Origin of the sequence: Sporosarcina sp. P37, assembly GCF_002109365.1 — a bacterium.
Classification (GTDB): Bacteria; Bacillota; Bacilli; order Bacillales_A; family Planococcaceae; genus Sporosarcina.
Map to the genome: position 1 here is coordinate 570,180 of NZ_CP015349.1, position 21,069 is coordinate 591,248.

The window sequence follows — 21,069 nt, forward strand, 5'->3', positions numbered from 1 at the left end:
TTTGTCGGAATATAGTTATGCTTTCTGATGAAGCATTCCTTGAATTTTTTTCATGGCACCCGGTTCTACTTCTTCTACTGCAGTACCTGCTTCTTCTAATGCACGTAAATAGCGGAACTGCATGAAAGATTCTTCCGCCTGCAATAATTTTTCATGTACATGCGGATGAGACGCGCGATACCGGTTGCCGTATTGGATGATCCGTTCGACAAGCAAAGCATTTTCAATCATGTCTTCTGCTTTCGCACATACATCATTGACAACCACATCTGCTTTTTGAACATATGATTCAACCAATGCCATATTAAGCGGCACTTCTTCCAAACTTTGCTTGACGATGAAAATTTGCTCGTCTGCTTCTTCAAGCTGCACTTCCATATCGTCCGGTATTCCGGGAATATTGGCGCGGTGCAGATTACGGTCCGCAATTTGAAGCTGCTGTGCAAGCGTCACAATGCGGGAACGCACAAGATTTTCATCGATGCGAAGATTCTTGATGCGATTGCTGAATTTATTATGCGCTTCAGCAATTGCATCCAACTCTTCCACAAGTTCCTGCAGTTCGATCTGCTGAGCGGAATATGCAAGGTTTTTCGCATCTTGGCGCTCAATGAATATTTCAATTCGCTTTGCCAGTGCGTTAAGTTTCTGCAATGCCATTTGCGGAATAATCACTTCGTTGTCGTCCAGGCGGTAGCTCTGCTGCACGAATTTCACTTCTTCAATCGTATCCGGAATCGAATATTGAAGTTCTTCAAACAGATCCAGCATTTGATCCAGATGCTCATCCACATAATGGCGGGAACTTACTTCTTCTTCCAGCACATCGTAGAATGATTCGATTTCATCATGAATTTCGTTCACTTCCGCTGCCACTTCTTCTACGTCCAGACGTGCCAGCAGCTGGCGAAGGTCTGCTACCCGCTGCTCAATCTTATCGAATCTCGAAGGCATTTTCAGGTGTCCTAAATAATACTCCTGACCTTCCATTTCGATAATTCCTTTGCGCAATTCACGCAGTGCTGCAGGAATTTTCGTCTGCAGTTCTGTCAGCAATGCAGGAATCTCGTCCAGCAGGAATGAAAAGCGTTCTTCTTTTGCCCCTAAGACAATGACGATTTCACGTGCTTGCAAGTAATTCCCATTTTCAATCAGTGCATCGTATTCCTCAAATCTTGGAATGAACGATTCCCACTCTTTTTCCAATGGTTCTACAGCAGGTCCGAATGCATATTGATGAGCTAAGATCTTTTTGCGCGCGGCACGGTGGTGTTCTTTCACCGTTTCTATCTCGAACCGATTTCGTTCTTCACTGCCAATCAATTCGTTCAGTTCCTTCAAGATCGTTTGCATCTCTTTTTCACATTCCATCAATATTTCGCGGATTTGTCTTTCAGTTCCGGCAGCTTTCTTAAAACGGAAACGATCGACTTGTCCTTCAGCATCCAGTAAAAGCAAATCTACAGTATGAAGCCGGTCATCCACTACTTCAGTCCAAGCGTTGCGCCATCTCTCGAACATCTCTTCTGTCTCACCGGTCATATTGAGCTGCTTAACTTTCGTCATTTCTTCAAATATTGGCTGGTTTTGAATTTGTAATTTTTCTTGTTCCATTTCACTGATTTCCGTTATATGCTTTCGCCTAGCCAGAAATGCCACTACCGTCAAAATAATGACGATAATTAATGGAATGATGACGTATATCATCTCACTATGATCCCCCTATCCCACACTTCGCGCATAAAGTGACTACTTTAGATATTATAGTATATCGTAACATGTTTAAAGCATTTTCGTCTTGTATTCACATCTTTTTTAAAAAACAACGAACTTTTTATCATATTCTGCTATATTCTATGAAATAATTTTATGAAATTCATTGTTCATTCAACATTTTCTGCGAAAATCACAGCTGTGTAATCTCCAGTGCGCCATGTTCATTCAGCCTGGCTGTAACTTGCTGCCGGGTTTGGAAGAATTCATGAGAGTGTGAACCAATCTGAAGTACCGTTCCGGGATGCGCTCTGGCAATTCGGATGACTCCTTTTTCACTTGTCTGGATATGCGTTTTTACTCCGGCAGCTGACCCGGTTTCGTCCAGCTCAATATATCTTCCGGCAATGACTTCCCCGCCCCGGCACACGCCTTTTATTGTAATATCATGAAGCGCTGTAATGGAACAATTGTAGACACCTTTTGAGCGGATTTGGATATTGCCGTTACTGTACAGAATACTGTTCAGCGCAAATGCCGCCTGCAGCACGGACTCCGGACTGATTTCTTCGCTGTACAATTGCAGCAGCTCATCCGCCTCCTGAATCAGCGTACGCAAGGAAAGAATCGTTGTCTGCTCTTCTCTCTGCGGATCAATAAATAACTGATACAGCCAATCAGCGAGTGCCAGCCATTCTTTGTCCAGTCGTCTCGTATGGTTTTTCACCAATTGGATAAAATGCTTATTTTTCTCAGTGAATTCACTATATTTTTGTTCCAGCAATAATTGAATGGCCTGTTTCAAAGTAAACGGCGGGACCTCTTCAGGAACTTCACCGCGTAAGGCGAAAATTTGTCTGAGTGCCAATTCGATATTACGCAAGTACTTCAGAATTTCTTCTAAATCATTCACCATCATTGTAATAATTTTCTCTTGAATACCTACTGTAACTGTCGAAGAGAAAATACTCCCTTTAATATATACAGATTTCGTCCCTCGAATGGAAGCTTTCGTACAATTTTTCATCACTGTAATTTCACCGGAAGCAGCAATGAACATGGATGGATGAACACTGCCTCCAATCCATACGTCTCCTTCAAAATGAATGTTTCCGCTTTCCAGATTTACGTCTGCCGCATGACGGTATTCACGGTTGACGCTGACTTTCACTACTTTCCCGCGCCATTCGATTACAGGCCTGCCGTCAATTTTAGCATACAGCTTATGCAGAACACTGTCGACACTTGGGCCAGGCCGAACAATCACTTCTTTGGGCGGTTTTACTTTATATTCTTTTCCCAGCAAATTCAACCCGTTCTTCCCCTGAACCGCGGGAATATAAGTGGCGATTAATTGGCCCGCTTTTACTGTAGGGATGAAATTGTGTTCCCGGAAGTCCACGCGCTCATGGTCTTCCGCATGTTCTTTTTTACTTTTCAAATGAATGTCTAAGCGGGCATCCTGACTTGCAATAGGAGCCATACCTTCTGCAATGACGATCTCCGCCATTTCCAGCGTATTCACCGCCTGAATAATGCCGCTCATTTTGATGCCGGCAACGATACCCAAACCGTCCAGTTCTTCTAAGATATCCTCTGTTGTCAGCTGATTATAAACTTCAATATCTTCTGTTGCCTGTATATCCAGCACCCGTTTCCAGGAGGAATCCAAAAGCCTGCGGGTTATTCGTTTTCCGGGCGTCACTTTAGCGGCGGCTGTCATCAGATCTTTGCTCAGATTCACTAGATACTGTGCAGCGATATCTTCATGAATCGCTGTACATTCGATTATATCTGAAGGCAGAATAATGGTGCGCTGTCTGCTCTCTTCACTGTTAACCCGCAATTCCACTCCCGCTGACGGAACGATGATGGGATATGACTGTGTCCCAAAACGGGCTTCCAGCTGCCCATTATGAATTCTGACACCGGCCGGGGTTTCTTGCACCTGTTTTTCTATAGTTTCTTTCGTTTGTTCCAGACGGCTTACCGTTACTTCAGCTAATACTTTCCGCAAACCAAAAATGGATGTACGGGCGGGGCGTTTTACATGCACATGAACTTCATCCAGCGTCAATTGAAGGATAACAAGCGCCTCCTCTATCGCCTTCTCAACAGTTTCTGCCTGGATTGTAATAGATCGGGTCATAGTTCCACCTCCATCCGAATAGTTCTTTATCTTCATTACTATTATACCACATTAAATTGTTTCTTTACTGGAAGAGTCTATATTTTCTGATAACTGCGCATGTTTTTCACGGAGATCATTTGCATGGATTATCTGGTAAACTATGTACGAGAAAGAGGTGGGTACAGTGGATAGAAAAGATCCGTTTCAGGAAGACTTGGATGACGACGAGTTACAGGACCTTGTCTTGGAAGCGCAGCGTGAAGCGTTAGACAAAGCGGCTGCCGAAAAAAACGTCCGCCGCACGTATCGCCCTTTTCCTAAGTGGGTATTCTGGACAATGGCAACTACATTAATGGTCAGTACGTTTGCTATCGTCTTTCAAATTTATTCGATTCCTGCGCTGGAATTTTTAAAAGCGTCTTCAGAACTGTCGCAGAATCCAGCCATTGCAACATACAAAGAAGCAGTTGTAGTCGTCGCAACAGAAAACAGTAAAGGCACCGGTTTTTCAATTGATGCAGAAGGAACGATTCTGACTAACTATCATGTCGTGGAAGGTCATGACACGATGATCGTCTCTTTCCCCGAAGGAGATCGGTTTACTGCTGATGTCACGGAAGTGTTCCCGGAAATTGATCTTGCGGTGCTCAAAGTCGATGGAACCGGCCTCCCGTTCTTATCTTTAGCAGAAGAGACGACATTCTATGACCGCGAACCTATTACATTCATTGGAAACCCCCTCAGTTTTTCGGGAATCGCCAATAAAGGGAATATAATTGACTACATACAGTTATCCGATTGGGATCGCCCTGTCGTGATGATTAAAGCGCCTGTGTACAGAGGAAACAGCGGCAGTCCTGTGATTAATGAACGCGGGAAAGTCATTGGCATCGTATTCGCCACATTGGATGAAGAAACACATGGCAAAGTCGGCCTGTTCATACCGGTGGACGCATATTATGACGCGGCGGCAAACGAATAGAAAAAGCCGGTGAAGGATTCCTTCACCGGCTTTCTTGCATATCTTATCGTTTGGCAACGAGTAAGAGTCTGCCTTTATCCAATTCACTTTCGCCTTCTTCAGCTTCCGCTTCTGTCATACCCACTGCCTGCATTTGCGAGCGCAGTTTATCTCCGCGGGATGTGAACATGTTCTTCATCGCGTTGAGGAAGCCTTGCTCGCTCATGCCGACTTGTTCGGAATCAAGAGCATCCGCAATTTTATCTTCTCGATCTTCACTGTGAGCAAAGATATAAATGTCATCATGCGTGTATCCTTGCGTTACTAATTCCTCTACTTTCTTTTTCGCTTGCACCGCATTCTCTAAGAAAAACTTTTCCATTTGTCATAACCTCCAACTATTTGTTTTTCGTTCTACTCAACTATACCTACTCTTTACGTTCTCTAAACGTTTCACAGGACTTTTACACCTTTTGAATCATTGCATCTTTTTAAACTGGTAGAAAGTATCTGATTTACCGGGTGAAAATATGCATAATATTCAAAATATGCTATACTTTTCATAGTGCAGCAACAGAGTATTTGGAGGGGTTTTTATGTCAGCAGAACGATTGGAAGCCGGTTTGAAGAAGATTAGAGAATACGTCAGCGAAGAAGAGGCAGAACGAATGATGACGGCAGATGCTTTAAAAGAACTGGCGCCTGACCTGAGGAAGTATATCGTTGAATTTGCGTACGGTGAGATTTATTCCAGACCGGGACTCGACAGCAAACAACGTCAATTGGTAACACTCTCTTCACTTGTCACACAAGGTGCGACTGCACAGATCCGCACGCACGTCTCCCGCGCATTGACTGTGGGCTTGACGAAAACGGAGATCATCGAGAGCATGATGCAGCTCATTCCATATGCCGGTTTTCCCCGTGTACAAAACGCACTGACAGTCGTGAAAGAATTATTATCAGAAGAAAATTAATCAAAGAAAAAACCGGCCAAGCGGAAACTTGACCGGTTTCTTTTACCACCTGAAAATTGCTGCTGCACCTGTTTCAACAGGCATACGTTCTTTTGGAAGTACGACTACTTCTCCGCCTGTTTTAAAGACGGCTTCCGCTAAATCATCCAGCACGTCATCTACTGCGGCATCTTCCAGGTTTTCTGCTTGTATCGCTCCTGTATCTAAATTAATTGTACCCGGATACAAATAACCGTCTTCCAATACGAGCCGTTTAATACGGTCTTCGCTCGCAGCCTGTACAATTTCTTCTATCTTTTCAGAACCTTGATCACTCGCCTTGGCATTTTCAAAGTTCTCCACCAGATCTTTTGTTTTCTGCAAGTACACAGGCTCTATGCATTGCCACGCCATTTCCCGCAGCTGCTCCAGAGTGAGCGCTTCAAAATCAGATGTAATCCCTTTATCCTGCAGATGCGGATTATGACTCAACTCTTTAAACTGTGTCTGGTATTCAGCAAGTGTAACTAAATATAACGGGAGTCCTGTCGGCTTAGAGTAATTTTCCGCTATCGTCCGGTCCACATATCTGAAATACCGCTCGATGTCGATATCAATTTCATCTTTCTTTGCGCCGTGGCCATGCATCATGGCTGTTCCGGCAGCACCGCCTGAGTTGCCTGTCCCCAAATAAGACTCGGTTACTTGGTCGCCAATAGCCTCTGCTTTTGTTTTCGCTAATTCTTCGGGAATCTCCACTTCTTCCACCCCATAGCGGTTTCCTTCAAACAGTTTGAACTTCTGCCGATTCACACCGAGTAAATGATAGCGGTCTGCAGATTGAAATACACGAATAAGCGGTTTTATATGAAAACTGTCTGATACTATTACCAGCTCAGGCACCGAACGCTGCAGCCGGTACACGATGATGCGGTCTTTTGTAGCGAATAATGCGAGCCCGTCTCCTGCGTGCGCCCAGAAAGGACGTTCACTTTGCAGTTTCTCAAGCGGAGTCAGCAGATTTTTCATTTCTGCTGCTGACAGTTTCTCAGATAATTTTTCTTGCGCTTTTTGTAATAAATTTTTAAATCGTATCGGATCTTGCTGATTTTCAGGTCGGTAACGGTGGGTCGGCTGATAGATGGAGATACATATCTCTGCCTGCTCCATCAGAAAGTCATGAGGAAATTCGTTTACAATCTCTACATTCATCCTAATCCCTCCAATAAATATTTTCCCTGCGTGTTAGGCAGGCCATATTTTACCTGTTCCCTGTCCGGTTGCTTATAAACCAACCGTTTTTCAGTGATGGAAAAAGCACTTGACTTTTCTTAAAAAAACTAGTATAGTTATTGATTGGGATTGATAACAGATCTGAAATTAACAATGGCGTTCTGCAGATGTTTATTCGGAACACTTATTCATCACTGGCGCGACTACAGGGTCGCAAGGACGCAAAAGTAGGCAGGGTTTGCGTTGCTTAAGGGAAACAACCAGTAGAACAATGACCGCGGCAAATTAGGTCCAATCAGAATCTACATGCTATATAAATCAGCACATATAATTGTTGTCAAACGTAACATTTATTATCCTATATAAAAAGCGGGCTCCCGAAATCCGGGACGCCCGCTTTTTTCAATTCATACAGCTTGAAATGCCTGATCCAAATCCGCCATTATATCATCCATATGTTCCAGTCCGACCGACAAACGCAGTAACGTGTCTGACACGCCCATCTTTTCCCGATCCTCTTTCGGCACGGCAGAATGTGTCATAGTCGCTGGATGCTGCATCAGCGTTTCCGCATCTCCGAGACTGACCGCCAGCTTAATCAGCGATAAATGATTCAGTAAGTTCTGCGCATCTTCTTTTCCTCCTTTAATCGTAAAGGAAATTAATCCGCCGCCTGTTGTCATTTGCTTTTTCGCAATTTCATACTGCGGGTGCTGTTCATCAAACGGATAAAATACTTCATCCACTTTCGGATGCTTCTGCAAATAATCAAAAAGAATTTTGGCATTGGCAGAATGTCGATCCATTCGAACCGGCAATGTCTTCATTCCGCGCAATAGCAGCCACGCGTCAAATGGTGAAATTACACCGCCAAAGTCTTTTTGCACCGTACCGCGAAGTTTCGCCATCTCTTCCGCATCCCGGCCGACCAGCAGTCCGGCAATAACATCTCCGTGGCCATTAATATATTTCGTCGCACTGTGAAGCACGTAATCCACGCCAAATGTCAACGGAGTTTGAATATACGGTGAACAGAATGTATTGTCCACCACCACCTTCAGATTATGCCGCTTCGCCACATTCACTACAGCCTCCAGATCAACAAGCTCCATCGTCGGATTGATTGGAGTTTCTATATATATACATGTCGTTTCCGGCTTCACGGCTTTTTCGATTTCCTCTTCTGTTTTCATGGGAATCAAATCATGCGTGATCTGATATTTCTCTTCCAAAATTTTCAGCAGGCCGAACGTGCAGCCGTAGATGCCGCGGGAGCAAATGATATGATCATTCGCTTTCGTCAGATGAACAAGCACCGCACTGACAGCTGCCATGCCGGATGCAAAAGCAAGACCTGCAGCACCTTCTTCCATTGCGGCAATGCGCTCTTCAAGCACAGCAACCGTCGGATTCCCTAAACGCGAATAAATATTACCTGTCTCTTCTCCCGCAAAACGCCGTTCTCCCTGCTCAGCCGAATCAAATACATACGTTGACGTTTGATACAGCGGCACAGCCAGACTTCCCTGATGTTCTTTACTGTTATATCCTTCGTGAATCACTGCCGTCTCTTTATGCCAGTTGTTATTCTTCTGCATATTGATTCCTCCCTCTTCTTCTACTTTATTCGAAATTGGATGAAAGCGCTTTAACCTTCTCAATTTCAGTGTACATCGATTATGAAAAAAACGAAAGTACAATATATTCCCTCTTACATTTATATGAAACGCTTGACCCGCAAGCGATAAATTGGTATGCTAGGCTTTGTGTAAAATAGTTGCAGCAGTTATGTGTTCTATTTTGTCCAGTCTATTCCTTTGATCAAAGGTGCAACACGTAACCTCGAGGCTGCAGGGGCGAAGTTGCAAGATTATAGAATGGCAGATGGATTGAACATATCTGGTCTTATTTTACAACAAAATAAAACCAACAGAGGAGGAGTCTCTCATGGCTCGATATACAGGTCCATCATGGAAACTGTCACGCCGTTTAGGCATTTCATTAACAGGTACAGGTAAAGAAATTGAAAAGCGTCCTTACGCACCTGGCCAGCACGGTCCAAACCAACGTAAAAAACTTTCCGAATACGGAATGCAATTACAGGAAAAACAAAAACTTCGCTTTATGTACGGAGTGAACGAACGTCAATTCCGCACTCTTTTCAACAAAGCTGGTAAAATGCAAGGTATTCACGGTGAAAACTTCATGATCCTTCTTGAAGCTCGCTTGGATAACGTTGTATACCGCATGGGTCTTGCACGCACTCGCCGTGCAGCTCGTCAGTTAGTCAACCACGGTCACATCCTAGTTGACGGCAAGCGCGTAGACATCCCTTCATTCGCAGTAAAGCCTGGTTCTGAAATCTCTCTTCGTGAGAAATCCCAAAACCTATCTGCTGTTGAAGAAGCACTTGAAGTAAACAACTTTGTTCCAGATTTCGTTACTTTCGATAAAGAAACGAAAAAAGGCACATTCGTACGCCTTCCTGAGCGCGGCGAATTAGCTGCTGAAATCAACGAAGCACTTATCGTTGAATTCTACTCTCGTTAATAACAAGGCAACCATGCCGGCTGAGATATTTATCTCGGCCGGTTTTTTATTTTCGGTTCTATAATATTTATTGGGGTTTCCGCACAATTTGGATAAAAAAAGACACGTGATCACCGATTTCTTTTATACTTGAATTGACGAGAAACAAGTAAGAGAAAGGTGATACACGTGCATATGAATTTTACCATGAATATTCCAGGATTAAAAGATGTGATCGTTGAAAAGGTGGAGGAGCATGGCGATCGGACAGTGCTCTATGTTTCACTTCCGAAAAAGCCCCATCGTTGCCCAAAATGCGGTGAATTTACGAAGAAAGTCCATGATTACCGCATGCAGAAGATTAAACACTTAAAGTGGTTTGAACGGCTAACTTGCCTGTTTTACAAGCGACGCCGATATGTGTGTGCGTGTGGAAAAAGATTTTCAGAACATGCTCCATTTGTCGACAAGTATCAGCGCTACACCAAGGAATGGAATCAGGTAGCTCAAGTGCGCTCCGTCAAAGCAAAGACGTTTAAAGAGGCAGCTGAAGTGTTGGGCTCTTCAAGTTCTACGATCATCCGCCGTTTTCAGTCCGTAGCGGAGGCGCAGATGGTAGAAGGGGTGCGACTTCCGAAAGCCATTGCGATAGATGAATATAAAGGCGATACAGACGCCGGAAAGTTTCAGCTGATCATAGCGGATGCCAAAACGCGTGAGCCGCTCGATATCTTGCCGAACCGCCGGAAAGAGACAATACAGGACTATCTACGTCAATATGGACAGGATGTGGAATTGGTCGTAATGGACATGAATCATAGTTTTAAAGCCGCTGTCAGAAAAGTATTGGGTCGTCCCGTGATCGTCGCGGACCGTTTTCATTATTGTCGGTACATCTACTGGGCGCTAGATGAAGTGCGTCGGAGAGTGCAGAAGGAATGGCATGCCTACGACCGAAAAAAGTGCAAACGTATGAGACATATATTGTATAAGAGAAAAAACAAATTACACGATTGGGAACGTTGGTATCTAGAACGTTATTTAGGAATGTCAGAAGAACTTCGCCGGGCATATGAATTGAAAGAGGCATACTGTGAATGGTTTGACTGGGCCAAGACATCAGAAGACATAAAAGAAGTAAAAGAGCGGTTAGAAGAGTTCTATCGGAACATAGAGGCAGCAGGTATTCCAGCATTTCTAAAGGCAATCAAGACATTCAAGAACTGGCAGCCAGAGGTTTTGAACAGTTTTATTTTTCCGTATTCAAATGGCTTTTTAGAGGGGATTAATAATAAAACAAAAGTGATGAAACGCAACGCGTATGGCTTTCGGCGTTTCGATCACTTTAAGGCAAAGATTTTATTAAACATTAAGTATCGAGAAATCGGGGTTCATTTAGGGTGACGTGAATTATACATCACCCCAACATTTGACGTTGAACCTTATTTTCCCTCCCTATTGCCGGTCAAACTCTTCATACAAACAATCGGACGAAACACTATCATAAATTTAATAGGATTCTGCCGCTTGTCCGATGTTCATTAAACATAACATCAAACCCATTTTTCTTATAAAAATATTCCAGTTTATCGAAACTGTCTTTGTCTGCACTTGACAGCATTCCCCTCACCTCAGAAATACCCAGCTGATTTAAATAGCTGAACAGCGACTGCAATAACACCGTGCCGTTGCCTGCGTTCTCCCCTTCGGCAAAAATATCAATCAGTTCACCATACTGCCGTCCAGTACTGTAGTCTTCCTGAATCTTTGCATACAGTCTCGGATGCGGGGGTCTGGAATGAATACTTCTCAACATGATGTCTATGGAAGCATCATACGTTCTCAGGCAGATATATTGTTTGATGCCTTTACGGTTAAAAACAACTCCTGTAATTTGATCTTTCGTTAAAATCCGGTCAATAAATTGGTGTTCTTTTTCCATTTCACGCAAGCGCAGCAGTTCACATTCGGCTTCCGCATACATTGTCTGCAGTTTTTCGTAATCAGCTCTCAGCAGTTTGTGTTTACTAAACATAGCAGCCCCCTGACATTTTAGTTACGTCAACAGTAATCATTGCACAGCGAAAAAGTGCATTCAACTGTCAGCCTTTGATTGAATAAAAGCCTTCTGCATATACTTCAATGCGTCAGACGGTACAACTCCTCCACCGGCACCGAGTATTCCTCATGAATCTCCTTGAATAACGCATCGGATAGTAATTGACGCAGCACGCCGCTATAATAGCCCGCCACATTACGAATGTTCTTCGTCTTCGTTGCCATCACACTGATCTTCGCCGCACGATACGCCAGTTCTTCAAACAGCAGTTTCTTCCCCCGATGAATGTCAAAACGCAGCATCCGGCCCGACAGTGAACGATGAATGATAAACAGCTCCCTCGCTTTAGATGTATCCCCTGTTAACGCAAGCAAATTCTTCATACGGCTGAACAATGAGGAAGACAACTTTTCATCTGCAAGATGAGACGTCTTTATTTTTTTGGCAGTTTTTTTAGTTTTTAAGAAAGAAGATTCGCCAGCGGCAAACTCGTCATAAACCCCTTTATTACAGCGTGCATCCGACTTCTCCGGACTGTTCATTTCCGACTGGTCAGCGACAGGCAAAATACTATAAATATTTGCCCCCAGTCCATTCATCACCGGACGAATAAATGCAATTCGCTCTATTATCTGCAGCTTCTCCAGCTTTCGCAGCGAACGTCTCACCGTGGAATTCGACACACCTACTTTCTTTTCTATCGTTTCATGCTTTAAGTGGGCCGCCAAATACTTTACTGAGTAACAGCGGATCATGTCGAGCACCGCGCGATCTGTTTTATTCATCGCTTTAAAATGAATGTCCCCGTGACGGCGCGCCGCAGCGTCCAGTTCTTCTTTCGTTCTGCATTTTGCGTATTTGGATAGATAATAAGTCATAGGAAAAACCCCTTTTTCCTCTATATAGAAGGAAAGGGGGAAAGGTAGACAGGCGGACGAATAATTAAAAACGAGAAAGTACGTTCTGTACAAAATATTTTAAAGCTGTTATAATTAGATAAACCAAAAGAAATAATACTTTCCCATACAACTATTGAAAAACACATATAAAAAATTCCAAGGAGGTATGACATGACAGATCGGGAACTTCTTCAGCTAATAGCTGACAAGATGACAAACATGGAACAAGATTTATCTTCGGTAAAAGAGGGTGTGTCTTCTCTTAAAGAAGATGTGTCTTCTCTTAAAGAAGATGTGTCTACTCTTAAAGAAGATGTATCTACTCTTAAAGAAGAACAACGATTTATGAAGCAGGCTATTTTTGAACTTGATGCACGCTCTATTGTTACAGATAAGAAAATCGATGCATTATCGGAACAGGTTTCACTCAATACACAGAAAATAGATAAAATATACGTGACCCAGCGCCTGGTAACTGACCACGATACGGACATTCGAATGATCAAAAAAATGCTGACTCAATAAATACACATGCTGTTAAAATAAATTACACCGCAAACGTTAGAAATCCTAACGCGTGCGGTGTTTTATTTTGTGCAAACTCTGTTATGGCAAGCAGAGCAGACATTCTTATGATCGCATGTCACCTGTCTATGAGCGGTGATCAGGCAGCATAGAGCGCTTGCGAAAATTTATGAGCGGACACCGCACGACTATGAGCGCCTGCCGCGATTATTGATCGCTTCCCGGGTTTCATTGATCGCGGATGCCCGGAAAAATCATTGTCCATTAAACAAACTTCACCATGCTGTACTTTTTCTTGCCGCGTCTGACAATGGTAAAGGCATCTTCCAAACGCTGCTCTGCCCCTACCGTAAACGCCGTATCCGTGATGCGCTCCCCGTTAAACGAAATCGCGCCGTTCGTCACATCTTCACGCGCCTGGCGTTTTGAAGGCGATACACCCGCCTGCATGATGAAATCAACAATGTTCATGTCTTCTTTTTCCATCTCCACAGTCGGTACATCTTTAAATGCATCTTTCATTTCAGCCGCAGTCAGTGCTTTTAAATCACCGCTGAATAATGCGGCAGAAATACGCAATGCCTGATCAAGTGACTCTTGGCCGTGAACGAGACGTGTCATTTCTTCCGCTAGCGTCTTCTGTGCTTTACGCAAATGCGGCTCTTCCAAAACTGATGTCTCTAGCGCTTCAATTTCCTCCCGGCTGAGGAATGTGAAGATTTTCAAGTATTTCACAACATCTGCGTCTGCAGCATTGATCCAGAACTGGTAGAATTCGTATGGCGAAGTTTTTTCCGCGTCGAGCCATACAGCACCCCCTGCAGATTTACCGAACTTCGTGCCGTCCGCTTTTGTAACTAGCGGAATTGTGAATCCGTATGCCTTTACTTCTTCGTCATGCATCTTGCGAATGACTTCCAGACCCGTCGTAATATTCCCCCACTGATCTGATCCGCCAATTTGCACACGGCAGTTATGGTGATCATATAAATGGTTGAAGTCAGCACCCTGCATGAGCATATATGAGAATTCCGTGAATGAAATCCCCTGATCCAAGCGGGACGCAACGTTATCTTTTGCGAGCATATAGTTGACGCTTAATAATTTCCCGTAGTCACGCAAAAATTCGATTAATGTCATCGAACCGATCCAGTCGTTATTGTTTACGAGCTTCGCACCATTTTCAGATTGGAAATCGAAAATCATTTCCAGCTGTTTTTTAATGCCGCGCACATTGTCCGCCACTTGATCCGTCGTCTGCAACTGACGTTCTTCAGAGCGCCCTGACGGATCCCCGATCATTCCTGTTGCTCCGCCGATCAATAAAATCGGCCGGTGTCCATGCATTTGGAAGCGGCGGAGTGTCAATAACGGCACGATGTGGCCGATATGCATACTGTCTGCAGTCGGGTCCACTCCGCAGTATAAAGAAATCTTCTCCTCTGTCAGGAGCTTCTCCAGCCCTTCTTCATTTGTCTGCTGGTACAGCAGCCCTCTCCAGCGTAAATCATCCATTAATTCATTCGACATTGTTCGTTTCCTCCTAAAATCAACGCAAAAAGTCCCCACACGATCTATGATGATCATGCAGGGACGTTAGTTGATTAATTAATAACGCGGTACCACCCGGCTTGAGAGATATACTCTCCGGCTTTGAGGCGCTGGTAACGTAGCGCAACACGTACACTCCAAAACTGTAATTCATGCATAGCGCACCGAACAGCTTCCACCAACCGCTGTCTCTCTAAGACGGAACTCGCTATCACTACTCCGGTTTTTTCAACATGTAATTTCGTATGAGTTCAATTTTACCGAACTTCCAATGAAAGTCAACATTTATTGCATAACTTCGGTCGAATCTGTGATATAATAAGTAAGATTTTGGGGGGAGAATAATATTGAATAGCGAAAAGAATAATAGAATTAAACAACTGGAAGATAAGTTTGAACAGGCGAAAAAAGAACCATGGGCCAAAAAACTTCGCATTGGCACCGGCGTTCTCTGGAACTTGTTCGTCATACTCATTATCTTTGCTGTAATCGGCGCGGTATTTGCAGGTTCAGTCGGAGCAGGTTACTTCGCTTCCCTTGTCGCGAATGAGCCGCTGCGTTCAAAAGAAGAGCTTCGCGACCAAATATTTAATTACGAAGAGACTTCTGAAATGTTTTTTGCGAAAAATGTCTATTTAGGAAAAATCAACTCGGATATCGAACGCCGGCAAATCACTCTGGATAAAGTATCCCAATATGCGATCGACGCAGTGCTTGCTACAGAAGATGAATACTTCGAAGAACATAAAGGCATCGTACCGAAAGCAATATTCCGGGGAGTTTTCCAGGACGTTACCAACTCCGACAGTCAGACAGGCGGTTCCACACTGACACAGCAGTTAGTCAAAAACCAGATCCTGACGAATGAAGTATCCTACGAGCGAAAAGCAAAAGAAATTCTGCTTGCGATGCGCTTGGAGCACTTCATGACAAAAGATGAAATTTTAGAGGCCTACTTAAACATTATTCCATACGGCCGGGATGTCATGGGACAAAATATCGCTGGAATCGAGACAGCTGCCCGCGGGATTTTCGGTATTAAGGCAATCGATTTGACCTTGCCGCAAGCCGCGTACATCGCGGGTATTCCACAGGCCCCTTACACGTACACACCGTTTTACAGTAAGAATCAGGGAATTAAAGAACGGGAAAAATTGATGTACGGGGTTAACCGCATGAAAACCGTTTTATTCCGTATGCGCGATGCAGGCTATATTTCGGAAGCGGAATATCAGGAAGCACTTGCGTATGATGTGACGAAAGACTTCAGACAGCCTTCCAGAAGGGCGACTGAACGCTATCCGTATGTCACACAAGAAATTCAAAATCGGACAATTGAAATTTTAGCAGAAGTTCTTGCTGAAAAAGACGGCATCAGCGCAGAACGTTTCGAAGAAGATTCCAAAGTAAAGGAAAAGTACGAAATCATGGCGGACCGTTCCATGCGTACAGACGGCTATCGGATTTTCTCTACGATTGACAAAGATCTATACGATAAAATGAACGAAGTCGCAAAAAATTTCCGGCACTATGGATTTACGTATACTTCCGAAACAGTGGACGAAGAATCAGGTAAAACGATTACAACACAAAATCCTGTTCAAGTCGGCGCAACGATGATCGAGAACCATACTGGAAAAGTACTCTCATTCATCGGAGGCCGCGATTACGAAATCGAAGCACTGAATCACTCAACACAAGCTTTCCGGCAAAACGGTTCTTCCATTAAACCTTTGCTGGTTTATGCACCGGCTATTGAATACGGTGTAATCGGCGCGGGAAGCCCGCTGGTCGATGTGAAATATAATTGGCATGGATGGAAACCAGGTAACTATTTCGACCGTGAGCTTGGAGTCCTGTCAGCCCGAGAATCATTGGCTCGTTCACAAAACTTGTCTACCGGCAGACTGTACAATCAAATCTTTGACCGCAAACCTATTGAGTTTTTGAAGAAAATGAATTTTTCTAAGGTTACTGATGAAGATGCGCAAATCCCTGCTGCATCACTCGGCGGTTTAAAGTACGGTGTAACAGTGGAAGAAAATACGAATGCGTTTGCTACATTTGCCAACGGCGGACAGTTTATCGAATCGTATATGATTGAACGAATTGAAGACATGAAAGGCAATATTGTATATGAACATAAAGCCAAACCGGTGGAAGTGTTCAGTCCAGAAACATCATATATCATCACCGATATGATGCGGGATGTTTTAAGAGGAAACGGTACAGCTGCAAGATTGCCGGGATTAATGAATTTCCGCCCGGATTTAGCTGCGAAGACCGGTACCTCCCAGCATTACGGTGACGCTTGGCTCGTCGGCTATAATCCGAACGTATCGCTCGGTGTATGGATGGGGTATAAAAATCAAAAAACACCGTTATATAATGGATATGGCAGCGGTCAAATGCATCCTTCAGAACGGACAGCGAGATTGTTCGGTCAATTGATGAATACAGCAAACACTGTAATTCCGGATACTATTAAAGCGCGAGATACATTTAAGCGCCCTAACGGTGTCGTTACCCGTTCTTTCTGTTCCATCTCGGGGCTGGCTCCTTCCAAGGCGTGTGCATCGGCAGGATTGGTCCGGTCGGATTTATTCAACTCGAAAGTAATGGTACCGACAAAAGTGGATGACAGCATCGTTTCATCCGCAGCAGTTCGAGTGAATGGCAGAATGTATCAGGCTTTGGCGTCTACACCGCGTGAGTTTGTTACATCGGGCGGAGTCGGCGTGACTGCTGAATATGGTAAACGGATGCTTGGACGTTTAGGCGGAGACGCTTCTAAATTACTTGCAGGACGCGGCGGATATTCAAACAGCGTCGTGGCAGGATCAGCATTCCCTGCAGACAATGTGGCGCCAGCAGCAGTTTCATCAGGACTTAACGGTTCTGTTCTTACATGGACTGCATCTTCTTCCAACGATGTAATCGGTTATTACATCTATCAGAACGGCGTCCGAATCGGTACTGTCCGTGACGGAGCATCCCGTTCGTATAATGTTGGATACGGTTCGTACTATGTACGCGCTGTTGACATTACCGGCCTGTTATCAGGTGCTTCCAATACCGTAACAAATGCGGCACCTGCACCACAGCCGAAACCGGAAACAAATTCAGGCCAGTCTCCTGAATCGAAACCGGATGCAACACCGAACAAAGAATCTGAGGCGAAACCGGAAACAAAGCCGGACGCGAAACCAGAGACAAAACCGGAAGCCAAACCAGAAACAAAGCCAGAAGCGAAGCCGGAAACAAAACCGGACGCAGCTCCTGCAGAAAAAGAATAACTGCAAAACCGGATTACAATGCAGCATTGTAATCCGGTTTTTTTGACTATGCAAGGCGGATGTGCGACTGTTTTATATATTGCAGCCGAACATATCCGATGTCCAGCCGCTCAATCTGCATCCGCAACCGATCATACTCAACGCCCTACCGCTCTATATCAACCCGCAACCGATCAAACCCTACGCCACACCGCTCTATATCAACCCGCAACCGATCATACCCTACGCTCCACCGCTCTATATCGACCCGCGACCGATCATACTCAACGCCCAACCGCTCTATACCCTCCCGCAACCGATCATACCCTACGCACCACCGCTCTATATCGACCGGCAACCGATCATACCCTACGCCCCACCGCTCTATATAGCCCCGCAACCGATCATACTCAACGCCCCACCGCTCTATACCCTCCCGCAACCGATCATACTCAACGCCCCACCGCTCTATATCCCTCCACAACCGATCAAACCCACCCTTCACATATGACTCCCACACGCTTTTTCCACTTACTTTCCATGAATTACCGGCAATTCAGTGATTTTACCGAAATATTATACTTTTCATCCTCAGAAAATGTATACTGAAATAAGAACAGTACAAACAGCACATACAACGATTACGCAATCAAACTTAGGGTAGATTTATTAGGAAAGGGTGAACTGCTTGGAACATAAAAAGACTTACTTTTCGAGGACGTTTCCGCACGCTGAAGGCGAATTGGTCATTGAAGGACCCGTAACATCCGAGCGGCTGGCTTCATTCGATTTTCATGAAGGACTGAAAGCGTTTCGTCCTCCTAAACAGCAGCAGGAGGCGTTAGTAAAAATCGCCTCGTTCCCGGAAGGCCGCATCAACGTGGCGAGAATCGGAAATTTGATCGTCGGATACGTGACATTTCTCTATCCAGATCCGCTGGAACGCTGGTATGAAGCAGACCTGCCGAATTTAATAGAATTGGGCGCGGTCGAAGTCGCTGCTGAGTATCGCGGAGCACGCATTGGAAAGTCTTTATTGGAATTATCGATGCTTGATGATGCGATGGAAGATTATATTATTATTACGACCGAGTATTATTGGCACTGGGATTTAAAAGGGACCGGCTTAACTGTATGGGAGTATCGCAAAGTGATGGAGAAAATGATGCGTGCTGGCGGCATGGAATTTTTCTCTACTGATGACCCGGAAATATCGTCTCACCCTGCCAATTGTTTAATGGCGAGAATCGGCAAACGTGTTGACCAGGAATCTGTTCAACAGTTTGATCGTGTTCGCTTCAAAAACCGTGTAAATTACTGAAAGTGAGGAATGGCCATGCTCGTACAAGATATTATGAAAACAGATGTCATTACACTTAATTCCACTGACACGATTGCAGATGCCGTACAATTGATGAAGGAAAAACGCATTCGGCACATCCCTATTGTAGAAGACGGGCAATTAAAAGGACTTATCACAGACCGCGATGTCAAAGAAGCTTCTCCTTCAAGCATTTCAGAGAGGCTCGAACCTGCACTGTATGAAACACCGCTTGATAAAATTATGAAAACCGATTTATTAATCGGACATCCGCGGGACTTTGTAGAAGAAGCCGCGCTGATGTTCTATACATATGAAATCGGTTGCCTGCCCATTGTTTCCAATTATCAGCTCGTCGGCATATTGACAAAAACCGATCTGCTTTATAATTATATTGAATTGACCGGTGCCAATCAGCCAAGCTCCCATCTCCAAATCCGAGTGCCAAACAAACCGGGCATTCTGTATGAAGTATCCAAAGTATTCCATGACCATAACAGCAATGTGCTCAGTGTACTCGTTTACCCTTATCAAGATAGTGAAGAATACAAAATTCTGGCGTTCCGGGTTAAACGAATGAATCCCCTGCCGATTATCGACGACCTAAAAGCACAAGGGTTTGAGGTTCTTTGGCCAGGCCAGCCGGAGATGGGCGTATGAAAAAACAAGCCAGTTTTATCTTTTCACCGGACCAGCTGAACTACGAATTCTCGGATACCCACCCTTTCAATCAGAAACGCATCATTTTGACAATGGATTTATTGAACGAATTACATACAATCGATCCCGACGAGATTGTCACGCCGAGAACAGCGACTGACGAAGAACTGCTGCTGGCGCACGATGCGAAATATATTGAAATCGTGAAAAAGGCAAGCAAAGGTGAAGTAAGTGAAAATATTGGAAGTATTTATGGAATTGGTACGGAAGATACACCATTCTTTACCGGTATGCATGATGCCAGCGCATTGCTCGTTGGCGGAACACTCACCGCGATCGACGAAGTGATGGAAGGCCGTTCCAGATATGCGTTAAATCTTGGCGGCGGATTACACCACGGATTCCAGGGTAAAGCTTCAGGTTTTTGTATTTACAACGACAGTTCGGTCGCTATTAAATACTTACAGAAGAAATATGGGGCGCGCGTGCTGTATGTGGATACCGATGCACATCATGGCGACGGTGTGCAATGGACATTTTACGATGATCCTGATGTCTGCACATTTTCGATTCATGAAACGGGGCGCTACTTATTCCCTGGTACAGGAAATGTGACGGAACGGGGCAACGGCAAAGGCTACGGCACTTCTTTCAACTTCCCGATCGATGCTTTTACAGAAGACGAATCCTTCCTGCATATTTACCGTACCGCATTGCGGGAAGTGGCGGAATATTTCAAACCAGATGTCATTTTGACCCAAAACGGCGCAGACGCGCACTATTTAGATCCGCTCACTCATCTGTACAGCACAATGAAGATTTATGAAGAGATTCCGAAGCTGGCTAAAGAAATCGCTGACGAATATTGTGACGGTAAATGGATAGCGATAGGCGGCGGGGGTTATGACATCTGGCGTGTCGTCCCACGAGCCTGGTCTCTTCTCTGGCTGACGATGAAATCCATTCCCGTGCCAACCGGGCGGCTTCCTCAGGCATGGCTCGATAAATATCAGCCTGAGTCCCCCGTCACACTGATCGAGACGTGGCAAGACCCGGCTGACTTGTACGAGCCCGTGCCGCGTAAAAGCGATATCAATGAAAAGAATGAACAGATGCTGACCAGAGCACTTCACGTCATTCGAAAAGGCTGACGGGAAGGCAGTCTTGCATTTTACAAAATTGATAGATTACTCTGCCATAGAGCAGTACTATAAAAAAACTGAAGACAGTTCCCGGTTTGGGAAATGTCTTCAGTA

17 protein-coding genes are annotated in these 21,069 nt (G+C 44.5%); 9 read left to right on the forward strand and 8 right to left on the reverse strand.

The genetic code is table 11. The features are described 5' to 3' along the window. Positions 1–15: 15 nt before the first annotated feature. Together ezrA and SporoP37_RS03065 are read right to left on the reverse strand one after the other, a co-directional pair. Entirely contained in the window at positions 16–1,707 is a 1,692-nt protein-coding gene (gene ezrA / locus SporoP37_RS03060; protein WP_081242266.1) for a septation ring formation regulator EzrA, read from the reverse strand. A gap of 199 nt (positions 1,708–1,906) precedes the next feature. Continuing rightward, entirely contained in the window at positions 1,907–3,862 is a 1,956-nt protein-coding gene (locus SporoP37_RS03065; protein WP_158233602.1) for a flagellar assembly protein A, read from the reverse strand. Between the two features lie 166 nt (positions 3,863–4,028). Between SporoP37_RS03065 and SporoP37_RS03070 the strand changes: the two genes are divergently transcribed. Then, a complete protein-coding gene (locus SporoP37_RS03070) occupies positions 4,029–4,826 on the forward strand; it encodes a S1C family serine protease (protein WP_085430233.1) in 798 nt (265 codons plus the stop codon). A 43-nt stretch (positions 4,827–4,869) separates the two neighbouring features. Here the strand turns inward: SporoP37_RS03070 and SporoP37_RS03075 are convergent, their stop codons facing one another. Continuing rightward, positions 4,870–5,187: a YflT domain-containing protein gene (locus SporoP37_RS03075; RefSeq protein ID WP_081242269.1), complete on the reverse strand. Its 318-nt coding sequence runs from the start codon at positions 5,185–5,187 to the stop codon at positions 4,870–4,872. A gap of 214 nt (positions 5,188–5,401) precedes the next feature. On the opposite strand from SporoP37_RS03075, the gene SporoP37_RS03080 reads away from it, so the two are divergent. Beyond that, positions 5,402–5,782, forward strand: a complete 381-nt coding sequence (locus SporoP37_RS03080) for a carboxymuconolactone decarboxylase family protein (RefSeq protein WP_081242270.1) — start codon at positions 5,402–5,404, stop codon at positions 5,780–5,782. Positions 5,783–5,824: 42 nt separating this feature from the next. Here SporoP37_RS03080 and SporoP37_RS03085 read toward each other — a convergent pair whose 3' ends face one another. Both SporoP37_RS03085 and megL read right to left on the reverse strand, forming a co-directional pair. Beyond that, complete coding sequence (locus SporoP37_RS03085; RefSeq protein WP_081242271.1) at positions 5,825–6,973, reverse strand: baeRF3 domain-containing protein; 1,149 nt, start codon at positions 6,971–6,973, stop codon at positions 5,825–5,827. A 428-nt stretch (positions 6,974–7,401) separates the two neighbouring features. Beyond that, the gene (megL, locus tag SporoP37_RS03090) at positions 7,402–8,592 is read right to left on the reverse strand and encodes a methionine gamma-lyase (protein ID WP_081242272.1); all 1,191 of its coding nucleotides are present in this window, start codon (positions 8,590–8,592) and stop codon (positions 7,402–7,404) included. 349 nt (positions 8,593–8,941) lie between these two features. Between megL and rpsD the strand changes: the two genes are divergently transcribed. Continuing rightward, positions 8,942–9,544, forward strand: coding sequence for a 30S ribosomal protein S4 (gene rpsD / locus SporoP37_RS03095; protein ID WP_081242273.1), 603 nt, complete (start codon positions 8,942–8,944; stop codon positions 9,542–9,544). Positions 9,545–9,712: 168 nt separating this feature from the next. Beyond that, a complete protein-coding gene (locus tag SporoP37_RS03100) occupies positions 9,713–10,927 on the forward strand; it encodes an ISL3 family transposase (protein WP_369922536.1) in 1,215 nt (404 codons plus the stop codon). 97 nt (positions 10,928–11,024) lie between these two features. On the opposite strand, the gene SporoP37_RS03105 is transcribed toward SporoP37_RS03100, so the two are convergent. Together SporoP37_RS03105 and SporoP37_RS03110 are read right to left on the reverse strand one after the other, a co-directional pair. Next, a complete protein-coding gene (locus SporoP37_RS03105; protein ID WP_085430234.1) occupies positions 11,025–11,558 on the reverse strand; it encodes a hypothetical protein in 534 nt (177 codons plus the stop codon). A 104-nt stretch (positions 11,559–11,662) separates the two neighbouring features. Continuing rightward, the gene (locus SporoP37_RS03110) at positions 11,663–12,460 is read right to left on the reverse strand and encodes a hypothetical protein (RefSeq protein WP_085430235.1); all 798 of its coding nucleotides are present in this window, start codon (positions 12,458–12,460) and stop codon (positions 11,663–11,665) included. 192 nt (positions 12,461–12,652) lie between these two features. Between SporoP37_RS03110 and SporoP37_RS03115 the strand changes: the two genes are divergently transcribed. Beyond that, positions 12,653–13,006 carry a hypothetical protein gene (locus SporoP37_RS03115; RefSeq protein WP_085430236.1) on the forward strand — a complete coding sequence of 118 codons (354 nt, stop codon included), beginning with the start codon at positions 12,653–12,655 and terminating at the stop codon, positions 13,004–13,006. Between the two features lie 264 nt (positions 13,007–13,270). Here the strand turns inward: SporoP37_RS03115 and tyrS are convergent, their stop codons facing one another. Further along, on the reverse strand, positions 13,271–14,536 hold the full coding sequence (gene tyrS / locus SporoP37_RS03120) for a tyrosine--tRNA ligase (RefSeq protein WP_085430237.1): 1,266 nt from the start codon (positions 14,534–14,536) through the stop codon (positions 13,271–13,273). A 368-nt stretch (positions 14,537–14,904) separates the two neighbouring features. Between tyrS and SporoP37_RS03125 the strand changes: the two genes are divergently transcribed. The 4 genes from SporoP37_RS03125 (at position 14,905) to SporoP37_RS03145 (ending at position 20,964) form a co-directional block, all read left to right on the forward strand. Then, positions 14,905–17,853 (forward strand): transglycosylase domain-containing protein, encoded by a 2,949-nt coding sequence (locus SporoP37_RS03125; RefSeq protein ID WP_085430238.1) that lies wholly within the window; start codon positions 14,905–14,907, stop codon positions 17,851–17,853. A 667-nt stretch (positions 17,854–18,520) separates the two neighbouring features. Beyond that, a complete protein-coding gene (locus tag SporoP37_RS03135; RefSeq protein ID WP_081242280.1) occupies positions 18,521–19,153 on the forward strand; it encodes a GNAT family N-acetyltransferase in 633 nt (210 codons plus the stop codon). A gap of 15 nt (positions 19,154–19,168) precedes the next feature. Beyond that, positions 19,169–19,813, forward strand: coding sequence for an acetoin utilization AcuB family protein (locus tag SporoP37_RS03140; RefSeq protein WP_085430240.1), 645 nt, complete (start codon positions 19,169–19,171; stop codon positions 19,811–19,813). Further along, positions 19,810–20,964, forward strand: coding sequence for an acetoin utilization protein AcuC (locus SporoP37_RS03145; RefSeq protein ID WP_081242282.1), 1,155 nt, complete (start codon positions 19,810–19,812; stop codon positions 20,962–20,964). Before SporoP37_RS03140 ends, SporoP37_RS03145 begins: the two co-directional genes overlap by 4 nt. Positions 20,965–21,069: the final 105 nt, after the last annotated feature.

What these genes read in the sequence shown, in the direction of transcription:
- ezrA (WP_081242266.1), bottom strand. Translation starts at nt 1,707, where the DNA reads ATGATATACGTCATCATTCCATTAATTATCGTCATTATTTTGACGGTA.
- SporoP37_RS03065 (WP_158233602.1), bottom strand. Translation starts at nt 3,862, where the DNA reads ATGACCCGATCTATTACAATCCAGGCAGAAACTGTTGAGAAGGCGATA.
- SporoP37_RS03075 (WP_081242269.1), bottom strand. Translation starts at nt 5,187, where the DNA reads ATGGAAAAGTTTTTCTTAGAGAATGCGGTGCAAGCGAAAAAGAAAGTA.
- SporoP37_RS03080 (WP_081242270.1), top strand. Translation starts at nt 5,402, where the DNA reads ATGTCAGCAGAACGATTGGAAGCCGGTTTGAAGAAGATTAGAGAATAC.
- SporoP37_RS03085 (WP_081242271.1), bottom strand. Translation starts at nt 6,973, where the DNA reads ATGAATGTAGAGATTGTAAACGAATTTCCTCATGACTTTCTGATGGAG.
- megL (WP_081242272.1), bottom strand. Translation starts at nt 8,592, where the DNA reads ATGCAGAAGAATAACAACTGGCATAAAGAGACGGCAGTGATTCACGAA.
- rpsD (WP_081242273.1), top strand. Translation starts at nt 8,942, where the DNA reads ATGGCTCGATATACAGGTCCATCATGGAAACTGTCACGCCGTTTAGGC.
- SporoP37_RS03105 (WP_085430234.1), bottom strand. Translation starts at nt 11,558, where the DNA reads ATGTTTAGTAAACACAAACTGCTGAGAGCTGATTACGAAAAACTGCAG.
- SporoP37_RS03110 (WP_085430235.1), bottom strand. Translation starts at nt 12,460, where the DNA reads ATGACTTATTATCTATCCAAATACGCAAAATGCAGAACGAAAGAAGAA.
- SporoP37_RS03115 (WP_085430236.1), top strand. Translation starts at nt 12,653, where the DNA reads ATGACAGATCGGGAACTTCTTCAGCTAATAGCTGACAAGATGACAAAC.
- tyrS (WP_085430237.1), bottom strand. Translation starts at nt 14,536, where the DNA reads ATGTCGAATGAATTAATGGATGATTTACGCTGGAGAGGGCTGCTGTAC.
- SporoP37_RS03140 (WP_085430240.1), top strand. Translation starts at nt 19,169, where the DNA reads ATGCTCGTACAAGATATTATGAAAACAGATGTCATTACACTTAATTCC.
- SporoP37_RS03145 (WP_081242282.1), top strand. Translation starts at nt 19,810, where the DNA reads ATGAAAAAACAAGCCAGTTTTATCTTTTCACCGGACCAGCTGAACTAC.